Source organism: Planktothrix sp., assembly GCF_046067725.1.
GTDB lineage: Bacteria > Cyanobacteriota > Cyanobacteriia > Cyanobacteriales > Microcoleaceae > Planktothrix.
In genome coordinates, this window is sequence record NZ_JBJUDF010000211.1 from 1 (window position 1) to 11626 (window position 11626).

The following is an 11626-nucleotide window of genomic DNA, read 5'->3' on the forward strand; positions in this document are numbered from 1 at the left end:
TAGATCAATGGATTAAAACCCGAAATCCTCGCACCTGTCCCCATGGTCGCCCCATTGTTTTACAATTAGAAGAATCCTCCCTATCTCGCTTTTTTCGACGTCATTGGGTGATTGGAAAAAGTCATGGAATTTAATAATAAGGGAATAGGGAATAGGCAATTACGAATTACGAATTACGAATGGATAATGGGAAATAAAAAAAAGTGATTGTCTAATATTTTAGATTTAAGTTTAGAAGGAAAAAATATTTAAAAACTAATAGATAGTTAATTATAATTGCAAATCCTCTGGTTTTTGTTATATAATAAAAACAACCCTATTCTATCCATTCCCAATGGTAAATCCTATCTTAGATCAAGTTTTGCAACTCGCCACTCAAAAAGCAGATGCGGTTGAGGTTTATTATCTATCGAGTCAAAATACTCCCATTGAGTTTGAAAATAATCGTCTTAAATCTCTACAAACAAAAGCCAGACAAGGAATAGCATTACGAGTTATCCATCAAGGAAGATTAGGATTTGCAAGTTCAACGGATTTAACCCGCTTAGAAGACTTAGTAGAAGCCGCCTTACAAACCGCAGAGATTGGAGCTCTAGCAGATTTTGAATTCGCTTCTAATTTACAGTTTGATTCCGATGTCCCCTCTTATATTTCTCCTCCGACTCAAGAATTAGTAGAAACCGGAAAAAACCTGATTGAACAGGTACTCAATTATAATCCTGATATCTTAGTTAGCGTCGGGTTTAATATTGCTCGTGAACAAATTGAAATTGTAACCAATCAAGAAGTTTATGCGAAACGTTATCATCAGTTATTCAGTGCTTCCTTATCAGGAAATTTGGTCAGAGGAGAAGATTTTTTAGAAATTGGCTGTTATGATGTAGCCAGCGATCGCCCTTTAAACACCGATTATTTACTACAAGAATTAATCCGAAAATATCGCTTAGCAGAACAACAAGCCAGCATTCAAAGTGGTTCGTTTCCCGTCTTTTTTACACCTCAAGCCGTTACTAGAATCTTTGGTGGATTATTTAAAACCATTTTATCAGGTCAAAATATCGTTCAAAAATCTTCACCCTTAGTGGATAAAGTAGGAGAAACTTTATTTGATTCTCGCTTAAGTTTATATGAAGATCCGAATTTTGGCCCCTCAGCTTGTGCGTTCGATGATGAAGGAACCCCAACCACTGTAAAACGACTCATTGATCAAGGAACAGTTCATCAATTTTATTGGGATCGACAATGGGGAAGTCGAGGTCAAATTTCATCCACCGGAAATGGATTTCGAGGGGGGTTATCTCGCCCCAGTCCATCCTTAGTCAATTTATGTATTGAACCCGGAAAAACATCAACAGAAAACTTAATTTCAAGTATCGATGAAGGATTAATTGTCGATCAAGTTTTAGGGGCGGGTCAATCTAATCAACTCGCTGGAGAATTTTCTGTTAACTTAGATTTAGGGTATAAAGTTGAACAAGGTAAAATTGTTGGTCGAGTCAAAAATACAATGGTCGCTGGAAATATTTTTGACGCCTTTAAACAGTTAGTCGATTTAGGAAATCAACCGGAATGGGTCGGAAGTAGTTCCTATGTTCCGAGTTTACTGTTTCAACAATTGGGGGTTGCTACGAAACAATCAAATTAAGGATTGATCAACTTTATGCTTTTTTCCCTAACGTTTAGAGGAACTTAAAGAACGAATAAAATTAATAATTTCCCGATTACGGGGTTGAAATCTTAACGCCCTCAATGCAGAGATTCTCGCTTGTTGGTAGTTCTTCATTTTGGCTAAAATTTTAGCTTTTAACAGCCACAATTGCGGATTTTGTGAATTTAAGTTCAAAGCGTTTTCAGCAGAAGTTAACGCTTGTGAATAAAGCTGTAAATTGAATAAGATTTCGCCCCGTAATTGCCAAACTTTTTCCTGTTTTTGATTGAGTTTTAACGATTGTTCCAAAGATAAAATAGCTTCTTCATAATTTTTTAATTGATAATAAGCCATTCCTCGGTTTGTCCAAGCTTCAACGAAATCCGGTTTTAAATTAACAACTTGATCATAGGATTGAATCGCTTCTGGATACCGCTTTAAATGATTCATTAATAAATTTCCCCTCAGATACCAAATTTGATAATCATCAGGTTTAATTCTAACGGCTCTTTCCCAAGCTAATAAAGCATTTTCATAGTCTCTTAACCTCATAAAAACCTTACCTTTTTCTCGCCAAGCTAAATAAAAATCTGGCTGAAGTTGGGTTGTGCGAGAATAAGCTTGGATCGCTTCTTGATATTGTTTTAACTCAACTAAAGTATTTCCTTTACCATACCAAGCCGGATAGAAATTAGATTGTATTGCGATCGCTTGTTCAAAGGCTGTTAACGCTTCTTTCCATTGTTCTAAGCGATAGAATTGATTTCCTCGATTAGACCAATCTAAAGCCGTTGATTCTCCTGTAAAACGAGGAGCTTTTAAAGCTTGTTGAATCGATTCTAATTCCTGTGATTTCAGGGGAGAAGGAGGTTGACGAGTTACGTTTAAATTTAAAGCAATTCCTGATTGTAAAAACTTCTGAATCGGAATTCCCGCACTATATCCTAACGTTACACGAGAAACCAATCCTAATTCGGGATTTTCAAAAATTTGTCCTTCTGATTTTCCGTGAATTCCTATCACTCGTCCTTCCGTATCTAAAATCGGTGATCCACTCATTCCCACCTGTGTTCGATTCGTATAAAATAAATCATATCCTCTAGTAAAGGGTTCTTTAATTAACAACGCTTTTTCAGCTTCATTAATTAATAATCCGGCTGAGAAAATGGGTCTACGGTCAGTAATCGGTAATTGATAATCTGGCCATCCTGAAATAAAAATATATTGAGATTGTCGATCATAATTATAATCAGCTAAATGGGCGATCACATAATTTTTATCACTGGTAAAAGATAAAATAGCTAAATCAATCCCCGGTAATTTAATCACTTGATTATAATCAATTGGATATTGTTCTCCATCAACCGTAATAATGGTATATTCATCAGGCGTTTTAACAACATGATTAGCGGTTAGTACATAATAAGTCTGATTGTTTTTCGCAATAATAACTCCTGAACCTGGATTAATTCCCTCAATTAATACCATAATCGGTTGACTAATGCGATAAATTTCTTGAGCCGTTAATGCGATAGTTTTAGGATTAAAAATTAAAGTCAATATCAAGCTAAAACAGGTGATCAATCCTATTTTTAAAAGCTGATAACGAATGAATAGATAGTCCATTTTTCCTTCTAACTGAGAACTGCTTCTTACTTCTAGCAACTTCATCTTGATCCGGTTCCGGTTGCAAATTCCCTCATTTCCTTAAAAGTAGTTGAATGGCTAAAATTGCTATACACTGAAACAAGGGATTTTTGCCCTAAATTTTGGTGTCCCAATGCACAAAGCGTGATTATGCTTGCGAAACGAATTTTGCCTTGTTTGGATGTGAAAGCGGGTCGAGTGGTGAAGGGGGTGAATTTTGTTGATTTGAAAGATGCTGGAGACCCCGTAGAACTGGCGGCGGCTTATAACAATGCAGGGGCGGATGAATTAGTATTTCTGGATATTACCGCAACCCATGAAGACCGAGATATTATTTTTGATGTGGTTTATCGCACGGCGGAACAAGTATTTATTCCCTTAACCGTGGGAGGGGGAATTCAAAACTTAGAAATGATTAAAAATTTGTTAAGAGCCGGGGCTGATAAAGTTAGTATTAATTCGGCGGCGGTTCGTGATCCTGACTTAATTAATCGAGCCAGCGATCGCTTTGGGGTACAGTGTATTGTAGTAGCCATTGATGCTCGTCGTCGCAGTAATCCTGATAATCCGGGTTGGGATGTTTATGTTCGAGGCGGTCGAGAAAATACCGGAATTGATGCTCTTAAATGGGCTGAAGAAGTTACCAAACGCGGCGCTGGGGAATTGCTAGTTACGAGTATGGATGCGGATGGAACTCAAGCGGGATATGACTTAGAATTAACCCGAAAAATTGCCGAATCTGTGGAAATTCCGGTGATTGCATCAGGGGGTGCGGGTACTTGTCATCATATCTATGAAGCGTTAACGGAAGGTAAAGCAGAAGCAGCTTTATTAGCGTCGTTATTACATTATGGTCAATTACGGATTGATGAAATTAAAACTTATTTAGCGGATCATCATATCCCTGTCAGACAACTGGAAAAACCGGGTTTCTGAGCACTAAAAAACAAGAGAAACCGGGTTTCTAATTAAGTTAATGGCATTCAATGCAGATTTGTTGAGAAACCCGGTTTCTAAGATTAAGCCGCGATCGCTAATATCCAACACCTCATCAATTGTTATTTAGGTTATTTCCCTATTGCAATAATAACATCAACATCTGTCCACAACAGTCCTCAATCTGCACAAGTCACCCAACAACCCCACCCCACCCTAACTCAATCGCAGTCTTCGCTTCTGTCCATCCTAAATTGCTATAATAACAATCAGCCCAAAAATCTCAATATTAAGATAATGTCTACTTATAGCGAGGTACTGAGTCAGGCTCAAAATCTCACTCCTGACGAGCAACAAAAACTTTTAGAAGTATTGTCAGCATTGATGCGCGATCGGGTAACAACCCAGACTCTGAGTAGTCGTGAAAGATTACCCGGAAAAAATTTAAAGAGATGGCGCGGTTTTTTGCCGTATCGTGTCGATGCTTTGGAATTCCAGTTGCAAATTCGAGAAGAATGGGATGATTAATAAATATCTTCTCGATACCAACATCTTGATTTACTACTTTAATGATGGGTCAGAAGTTCAGCCTATATTTGATGAAATTGAAGTGGGAAATGCAGAGGCATTTTACTGTCCGATTAGTTGGGTCGAGTTACTTTGTTACCCGGCATTGACGGAAGAAGAAGCGAATGAGATGCGAGAATTTTTGAGGCTTCTTAACTGCGTATCATTGACAGAATCAGTTTTAGATCGTGCAGCCCAAATTCGTCGAGATTATCGCTTGAAACTAGGTGATGGTGTAATTGCAGCCTGTGCTTTAGTTGAGGGATGTGTTTTGGTAACTCGTAATGCTAAGGATTTTAAGCGCGTTAATGGGTTAACTATATTGAATCCATTTGATTAGGTAAAAAAAGGGGCGATCGCAAAAAGTCAAGAAACCGGGTTTCTAATTCAATTAATGGCATCAAATCCAGATATTTTCAGAAACCCGGTTTCTGGGATTAAGCCACGATCGCTTCTTCGTAAACAACAAAGGTCTTTTTCGTCGCGCCACAAATCGGACAAGACCAATCATCAGGAATGGCTTCAAAAGGTGTTCCAGGGGCAATTCCCGAATCAGGATCACCCATAACAGGGTCATAAATCATCGAACATTGACGACAAATCCATTTTTGAGTTTGAGGATCAGAACTTGCAGATTTTGGCATCGGTGCGACTCCATCTAACGCCTTCAGCGCTTCGGTATATTGATTGGCGTGATGATGTTCAATCGGAGTTAATAAGCCAAAATTAGAGGCAGCTTTGCGGAAAATTTCGGCGTGTTCACGAGATTCGGCTTCTTGTTCTTGGAATTCAGCCACCGCCGTTTCATCTCGCTCCTGAACCGCTTGGGCGGTGAATTCGGGGTACATTGTGGTGTATTCGTAGGTTTCCCCTTCAATCGCTAACTCTAAACACCGTGCAGCGATTTTTTTCTTTTCTTCGTCGGATAAACTGTCAGGGTCAGTGACGACTAATTCAGGATGCAAAAGACGGAAATGGGCAAAAGCGTGTTCAGTTTCTTGATTAGCTGTGTCCCGAAACAGCTTGGACAAATCCCCCATGCCTAATTTTTTAGTAACTTCTGCGAAAAACAGATATTTGCGGTTTGCCATCGATTCGCCACCGAAAGCAGCTTCTAGGTTTTTAGCGGTTTGTGCGTTGGATAAGTCCATGGTGTCTCCTCGTCTTGATCGGGTTATATCTAAGAATAATTCTTAGTTTTTAATTTGTCAAGGGATTGAATGAGATTAATGTAAAGTTAAGTAATTAAGAATAAACGTTATGATATGTAACACAAGATTCAATCCCACCTTATACCCAGTTATGGACGGTCAGAATAGAACCATTGAAATCACCCAAGAGATGAAACAGAAGGGGTTACGCATTACTCCGCAACGGTTTGCGGTTTATGCGAATCTATTGTCTCGGTGCGATCATCCCACGGTGGATGAGATTCTCACCGATATTAATCGAGACATCCCTATCGCCTCAAAAGCCAGTGTTTATAGTGCCTTAACGGTTTTACGAGAAGTGGGATTAGTACGGGAAGTGCTTCTCGATGAAGGGGTGACTCGTTATGATGCCAAGGTCGAACCCCATCACCATTTTGTCTGTGAAGGTTGTGGTCAAATTAGAGATTTAGCTTGGGAAGTGTTCAAAAATTTGCAAATCAACGCTTTACCATCGGGGTTTCAGGTGAATGCCTATGAGATTACGGTTAAGGGTCGTTGCGATCGCTGTCATTCATCCTTCGGACAATCATAGACCCATCTCTTAGGTCTGACTTGGCTGGACACTGCATTCTACTCAGAACACCTGTTAGAATAGAAGAAATGTTACGAAACGTAACTTATGCTGATTCCTATTCTAATAATTGATGTTGCCCTCGTTGCTTGGTCATTACACCTGATGAAGCAAGCCGTTGAGTGCAAAGAATTTTCCTTTATGCTGGCCGGAATTTTAGTGGCCTTGTCAGCCGCAGCCATGGGGCTGGTGTACTTCCTGATGGGATCTTGCATTGACCACATTGCCCAAATGTCTCAGCACGCTTATTCTTATTTTTAGTGGAAATTCGGAGTGTCCCAGACACCCTGCTCTGACACTCCGAAAAAATTTTGGTAAACCACTTGACAAACCATCGGTTAAACGATTATATTGAAATGATGCAAGGGGTTATAGCTCAGTTGGTAGAGCACCGCAATGGCATTGCGGGGGTCAGGAGTTCGAGTCTCCTTAGCTCCATTTAAAATAGCTCTTAATAGAGGTTGGGTCTTTCTGATTCAACTTTCTAGTCAGTTACTTTCCCTGTTTCCGAACGATCTAATCCGGTTTTGACCCAATTAATGCAGTCTTGTTCAGAACCGAATAGTTTAGGAGCAGCAATATTATTTAAACTATAGGGTTTGTAATGATCATAAAAATATTGATTTCCTTCATGATAAATCACAATTAAATCATTTTGATAGGTATATCGACATTTAAAAGAATCAGTTTGAGGAACAATATCCGAATGTTGGTCTAAATGATCTTGAGCAATTTCCAGTATTTTTTCTAATTGACTACAATAAAGATCGGCTGGATTTTCGGTTTTGTGAAATTTTCCTTTATGACCCAATTGGGATAATAACATATAAGAGTAAATCTTGCGATCGCTGACCGTCACGCGAACAAAAGGAATAATTAAATGTCCTTGGTAAGAAATCGATTTTTCGTATAAAAAGCGATCCATATTAATAATAAATCGTGAATAATTAATGGTTAGTTGAGAGAAATTGAGAGATTAAACCTCTGCGGAATTTGATTGATAATAAAGAGAGGATTGATATAAAATTTGTTCTTGATGGGTATAGAGGGTACAATCTGAACGAGGATAAGCAACACAAGTTACAGTATACCCCATGGCAATTTCCGCAGGACGGAGAAATTTTTGTTCACTTTGATCGACTTGACCCTTTAGAAGTTTAGCAACACATACTGAACAATCTCCTTGCTCACATCCTGATGGTAGACGAATTCCTTTGTCTTTTGCAATATCGAGAATATATTGATCATCAGGAACTGCAAGGATGCAATCTAAACCTTGAGATTCGTTAATTAAGCGCACTTGATAAACTGTCATTGTAAAGATTTGATTCAATTGTTGTTCAGGAGTATCTCAATTTTTAATTATAGGAGAAAAGCAGACTGTTTAGACAAAATTATCCCTGATGTTAATCTTAATTTATTATTAAATTTTAAAAAGCTAACCATCAGGATTTCCCCGGCTTGAATTGAAGAGAAAAATCAAGAGAACAGTCAATGAATTGGGGTTGCGGAATACAAAATTAGGATTTGATTTTAACTATACCGATAGTCGAATTGTTGAACGCCCATTTAATGATTTGGATATTAAGGCGAAGAGTCGAACTTATGAATTACTTTCCTACTCTGTTATCCGTTGGGTTAGGATTAAGGTGTCAATACGGTGAACGACTGACTGTACGCATTGACTGGGGAATTCCCTTAATTCAGTTAGAGTTGGGCGATCGCAGCTTACAGGAACAAGGAATTTATTTTTTAGTGAACTGGAGTCCGTTTTAATCTTTGCTCCCGGTATCGATTTCTTGAACTCAAAATAGAGGAAATCTTGACTGAACCTGAGTTAAATTGATTAGTTCCTCAGATTTCAGTATTAGAAATAACAATTCATATATAAAAAATAATGATGAATTGTCTGGAAATCCACAATTTTCGGGAATTATGGGGATAAATCCAGAAGATTCATAGACAAAGGGGTGTAATGAATCCTACAATAGGGGGTAATAGCCATCACTGGGTAAGCCTTGATTTAAAGCTGAGTTTCTAAAATCAATTTTTTCGATCTGGTATTGATCAGGGGATCAATTTATTTGACCCAATCTTGACTGAGGGAGTGCCAAACCGTGAACCAAAGGCAAGTTCTACCGATTTTCATTTCTCACTCTGCTGATCCTGTAGGAGAGTTACAAGTTTCCGCAACTTCTCTCCATTCTGAAGAAGATTATTTCCGCCGTTTTGTGGAATATTTACCAACGGCTGTGGCGATGGTGGACTCGCAACTGCAATATTTAGCCGTGTCGCGTCAATGGCAACAAGATTATGGTAAAGAATATTCGGATTTAGTGGGTTGCTCTCTTCCAGAGTGGTTTCCCCATTTACCTGAAATTTGGTATCAGAATGCTGAAGAATCTTTAGCGGGGACATTACCCCGATGGGAATTAGAAATTTGTCAACCGTTAGAGAAGGGTTCTCTTGAGTGGAAAAAATGGGTGGTTCAACCTTGGAGAAAGGCATCAGGAACCATTGGCGGCTTAATTTTATCTCTGGAAGATATTACTTCTCAAAAACAAATACAAGAACGGTTACAACTCACTCAACAAGCATTTGATCAAGCAGCAACGGCAATTTTTTGGATGACGTTAGAAGGTCGTTTTTGTTATGTGAATCAAGCGGCTTGTCACCTGTTGGGTTATAGTCAACATGAATTATTACAACTGAATATTAATGATATTGATCCTGATTTAACGGCTGTTGTTTGGCAAGAATATTGCCAAAAATTAAAACTAAAAGGCTCTTTAACCTTTGAATCTCGTCAACAGAAAAAATCTGGCTTTATTTTTCCCGTTGATTTTACAATTAATTATTTAGAATTACAATCGGTGCAACCAGAGTTCACTGTTGAAACTGAATTTGGATCAGATTGTGTTCTCTCTTCTCCATTAATTTGCGGTTTTGCAACTGATATTTCTGACCAAAAAGTCACATCAGGCTCGGTGATGGCATCCAAAGATCAATTAGAAGCGGTTTTAAATGCTGTACCGGGGTTAGTATCTTGGATTAGTTCTGATTTAAAATATTTAGGAGTCAATCGCCATTTAGCGAATTCTTACAATGTTCCGGCGGAAGAATTTGCCGGAAAAGAAGTCGGATTTCTGCAAAATAGCCCTAAATTTAATGAATTTGTTTATGAATTTTTTGCCCAAGATCTTTGGAAAAGTTCCAGGGAAATTACGGCAAATGTTCGGGGCGTTCCTTGCACCTATTTAATTGTAGCTCAAAAATATCATCGCGGTTCGGCGGCGGTTTTTGTCGGATTAGATATTACTGAACGCCAACAAATGGAAGAGGCGTTACGCCAAAGTCAAGAACAGGAAGCTAAACGTCGAGGTGAATTAGAAACAATTTTAACTCAACTGCAACAAACTCAAGCTCAACTGATTCAAACGGAAAAAATGTCAAGTTTGGGGCAGTTAGTGGCAGGAATTGCCCATGAAATTAATAATCCAGTTAATTTTATTTCGGGTAATCTTACCCATGCTAAAAATTATATTGAGGATTTAATGAATTTAGTGGGTTTATATCAAGCATATTATCCCCATGTTGTTCCTGAAATTGCGGATGAACTAGAAGAAATCAATTTTAGCTTTTTAAAGCAGGATTTACCCCGTATTTTACAATCCATGAAAGTGGGTTCAGAACGCATTCGAGATGTCGTGCGATCGCTGCGCCATTTCACTCGTTTAGATGAATCTCAAATGAAATCGGTTGATATTCATGAAGGGTTGGATAGTACAATTTTAATCTTACAAAATCGTCTACAAGCAAAAGCAGGAAGACCCGGTATTACCTTAATTAAAGAATATAGCGCGTTACTGAAAGTTGAGTGCTACGCCGGACAATTAAATCAGGTGTTTATGAATTTACTCACCTATACCATTGATCGGTTAGAAATCACCAGTTCTAAGGGAGATTTAACCGATCAACCTAAGATTATGATTCGGACTGATCTACAGGATAAAAATACCGTTGGTATCTCGATTTCTGATAATGGAATTGGAATGTCAGAAGTAGAGTGTCAAAGTATTTTTGACCCGTTGATGACTTCACCCATACAAGGAAAAGGAACCAGTTTAGGATTATCTCTCGCCTATCATTTAGTCACGGATAAACATCAAGGAAAAATCCAATGTTTTTCAACGTTAGGAGTCGGAACTGAGTTTTTAATTACAATTCCATTAAAGAGTAATCCATCGGTAATTGGAAACAAATAAAACTAGACATTTCAAGGTAAGGACGAGGTTAAATCGCCCCTACAATTCATCCCATATCTTGATGCAGCTATAATTTTGATTGAACCTATATTTTTTATGGAATTGGCCATTCTGGAATGAGTTGATCAATTTCTTTCATTATATTTAAGGTTACTGTCAACGCAACAACTATTTTTTGATAATGCAGAATCTCATTAAAGGATAAACTCCGTTTGGCTTTTTTACGATCTTTTAACCATTTCTCTAAAACTTGATATCCTCCAATTCTAAATCCCCAAATTTCCGGCGGTATTCCTTCAAAATAACGGTTTTGATGAATATAAACTCGTTGCTGTTGGGGTTTGTAGGTCACTTCTGTAACGTTATTGTCTCCTTCTCCTTGATATTTTGTCATCAAATTATTAAGTTTTTGAGATTTCATTAAATGCAGTTGGACTAATTCTTCTCCTTTTTGAGCTAAATTTCTAAATAATGGTTCATGGGTCGTTAAGGGTAAACGAGGAAAATCTATTTTGAGGTATTCTGCATATCGTGTTCGATAGGTAGGACTATGAAACATAGCATAAGCATAATAAAAGATATGTTCAGGGGTGGGGATATATCCTAATTTAGCTTTAATTTCAGTTAGAAATTTGGAGGAAAAGTTAGGCGTGCGTTCTGTAAATAAATTATATTGTTCATTTTCAGTATTAGGATAAATATAGAGCGGAAAAACATAAGTTACTTCTCTTGATTTTAACGAAACTGCACAACGTTCTGTAATCAAGTTAGTACAAAAAAT

The 11626-nt window shown here is 37.9% G+C and carries 13 protein-coding genes and 1 tRNA gene; 9 read left to right on the forward strand and 5 right to left on the reverse strand.

Annotated elements, in window-relative coordinates:
- Positions 1-334: 334 nt before the first annotated feature.
- The gene (locus ACKPEB_RS12975) at positions 335-1645 is read left to right on the forward strand and encodes a TldD/PmbA family protein (protein WP_408965351.1); all 1311 of its coding nucleotides are present in this window, start codon (positions 335-337) and stop codon (positions 1643-1645) included.
- Between the two features lie 27 nt (positions 1646-1672).
- Here ACKPEB_RS12975 and ACKPEB_RS12980 read toward each other — a convergent pair whose 3' ends face one another.
- Complete coding sequence (locus ACKPEB_RS12980) at positions 1673-3319, reverse strand: tetratricopeptide repeat-containing serine protease family protein (protein WP_408965352.1); 1647 nt, start codon at positions 3317-3319, stop codon at positions 1673-1675.
- A 126-nt stretch (positions 3320-3445) separates the two neighbouring features.
- On the opposite strand from ACKPEB_RS12980, the gene hisF reads away from it, so the two are divergent.
- The 3 genes from hisF (at position 3446) to ACKPEB_RS12995 (ending at position 5138) form a co-directional block, all read left to right on the forward strand.
- Positions 3446-4231, forward strand: a complete 786-nt coding sequence (gene hisF, locus ACKPEB_RS12985; protein ID WP_408965353.1) for an imidazole glycerol phosphate synthase subunit HisF — start codon at positions 3446-3448, stop codon at positions 4229-4231.
- A 297-nt stretch (positions 4232-4528) separates the two neighbouring features.
- Positions 4529-4759, forward strand: coding sequence for a hypothetical protein (locus ACKPEB_RS12990; protein ID WP_408965354.1), 231 nt, complete (start codon positions 4529-4531; stop codon positions 4757-4759).
- A complete protein-coding gene (locus tag ACKPEB_RS12995) occupies positions 4752-5138 on the forward strand; it encodes a type II toxin-antitoxin system VapC family toxin (RefSeq protein WP_408965355.1) in 387 nt (128 codons plus the stop codon). Before ACKPEB_RS12990 ends, ACKPEB_RS12995 begins: the two co-directional genes overlap by 8 nt.
- 97 nt (positions 5139-5235) lie before the next feature.
- On the opposite strand, the gene ACKPEB_RS13000 is transcribed toward ACKPEB_RS12995, so the two are convergent.
- Entirely contained in the window at positions 5236-5949 is a 714-nt protein-coding gene (locus tag ACKPEB_RS13000) for a rubrerythrin family protein (protein WP_408965356.1), read from the reverse strand.
- 151 nt (positions 5950-6100) lie between these two features.
- Here ACKPEB_RS13000 and ACKPEB_RS13005 point away from each other — a divergent pair, with 151 nt between their 5' ends.
- The 3 genes from ACKPEB_RS13005 (at position 6101) to ACKPEB_RS13015 (ending at position 7018) form a co-directional block, all read left to right on the forward strand.
- Entirely contained in the window at positions 6101-6541 is a 441-nt protein-coding gene (locus ACKPEB_RS13005; RefSeq protein WP_408965357.1) for a Fur family transcriptional regulator, read from the forward strand.
- Between the two features lie 87 nt (positions 6542-6628).
- Entirely contained in the window at positions 6629-6841 is a 213-nt protein-coding gene (locus ACKPEB_RS13010; protein WP_408965358.1) for a hypothetical protein, read from the forward strand.
- Positions 6842-6945: 104 nt separating this feature from the next.
- Positions 6946-7018: transfer RNA gene (locus ACKPEB_RS13015), tRNA-Ala, on the forward strand.
- Positions 7019-7064: 46 nt separating this feature from the next.
- Here the strand turns inward: ACKPEB_RS13015 and ACKPEB_RS13020 are convergent.
- Positions 7065-7505 carry a hypothetical protein gene (locus ACKPEB_RS13020; RefSeq protein WP_408965359.1) on the reverse strand — a complete coding sequence of 147 codons (441 nt, stop codon included), beginning with the start codon at positions 7503-7505 and terminating at the stop codon, positions 7065-7067.
- A 51-nt stretch (positions 7506-7556) separates the two neighbouring features.
- Positions 7557-7895, reverse strand: coding sequence for a 2Fe-2S iron-sulfur cluster-binding protein (locus tag ACKPEB_RS13025; RefSeq protein ID WP_408965360.1), 339 nt, complete (start codon positions 7893-7895; stop codon positions 7557-7559).
- A gap of 290 nt (positions 7896-8185) precedes the next feature.
- On the opposite strand from ACKPEB_RS13025, the gene ACKPEB_RS13030 reads away from it, so the two are divergent.
- Positions 8186-8356 carry a hypothetical protein gene (locus tag ACKPEB_RS13030; protein ID WP_408965361.1) on the forward strand — a complete coding sequence of 57 codons (171 nt, stop codon included), beginning with the start codon at positions 8186-8188 and terminating at the stop codon, positions 8354-8356.
- A gap of 341 nt (positions 8357-8697) precedes the next feature.
- Positions 8698-10845 (forward strand): PAS domain S-box protein, encoded by a 2148-nt coding sequence (locus tag ACKPEB_RS13035; RefSeq protein WP_408965362.1) that lies wholly within the window; start codon positions 8698-8700, stop codon positions 10843-10845.
- Between the two features lie 94 nt (positions 10846-10939).
- Here the strand turns inward: ACKPEB_RS13035 and ACKPEB_RS13040 are convergent.
- A partial coding sequence (locus ACKPEB_RS13040) for a type ISP restriction/modification enzyme (RefSeq protein WP_408965363.1) occupies positions 10940-11626 on the reverse strand: 687 nt, incomplete at its 5' end.

Bases quoted from the DNA above. Each gene is read 5' to 3' on its own strand.
- ACKPEB_RS12975 (WP_408965351.1), top strand. From the start codon at position 335: ATGGTAAATCCTATCTTAGATCAAGTTTTGCAACTCGCCACTCAAAAA.
- ACKPEB_RS12980 (WP_408965352.1), bottom strand. From the start codon at position 3,319: ATGAAGTTGCTAGAAGTAAGAAGCAGTTCTCAGTTAGAAGGAAAAATG.
- hisF (WP_408965353.1), top strand. From the start codon at position 3,446: ATGCTTGCGAAACGAATTTTGCCTTGTTTGGATGTGAAAGCGGGTCGA.
- ACKPEB_RS12990 (WP_408965354.1), top strand. From the start codon at position 4,529: ATGTCTACTTATAGCGAGGTACTGAGTCAGGCTCAAAATCTCACTCCT.
- ACKPEB_RS12995 (WP_408965355.1), top strand. From the start codon at position 4,752: ATGATTAATAAATATCTTCTCGATACCAACATCTTGATTTACTACTTT.
- ACKPEB_RS13000 (WP_408965356.1), bottom strand. From the start codon at position 5,949: ATGGACTTATCCAACGCACAAACCGCTAAAAACCTAGAAGCTGCTTTC.
- ACKPEB_RS13005 (WP_408965357.1), top strand. From the start codon at position 6,101: ATGGACGGTCAGAATAGAACCATTGAAATCACCCAAGAGATGAAACAG.
- ACKPEB_RS13010 (WP_408965358.1), top strand. From the start codon at position 6,629: ATGCTGATTCCTATTCTAATAATTGATGTTGCCCTCGTTGCTTGGTCA.
- ACKPEB_RS13020 (WP_408965359.1), bottom strand. From the start codon at position 7,505: ATGGATCGCTTTTTATACGAAAAATCGATTTCTTACCAAGGACATTTA.
- ACKPEB_RS13025 (WP_408965360.1), bottom strand. From the start codon at position 7,895: ATGACAGTTTATCAAGTGCGCTTAATTAACGAATCTCAAGGTTTAGAT.
- ACKPEB_RS13030 (WP_408965361.1), top strand. From the start codon at position 8,186: ATGAATTACTTTCCTACTCTGTTATCCGTTGGGTTAGGATTAAGGTGT.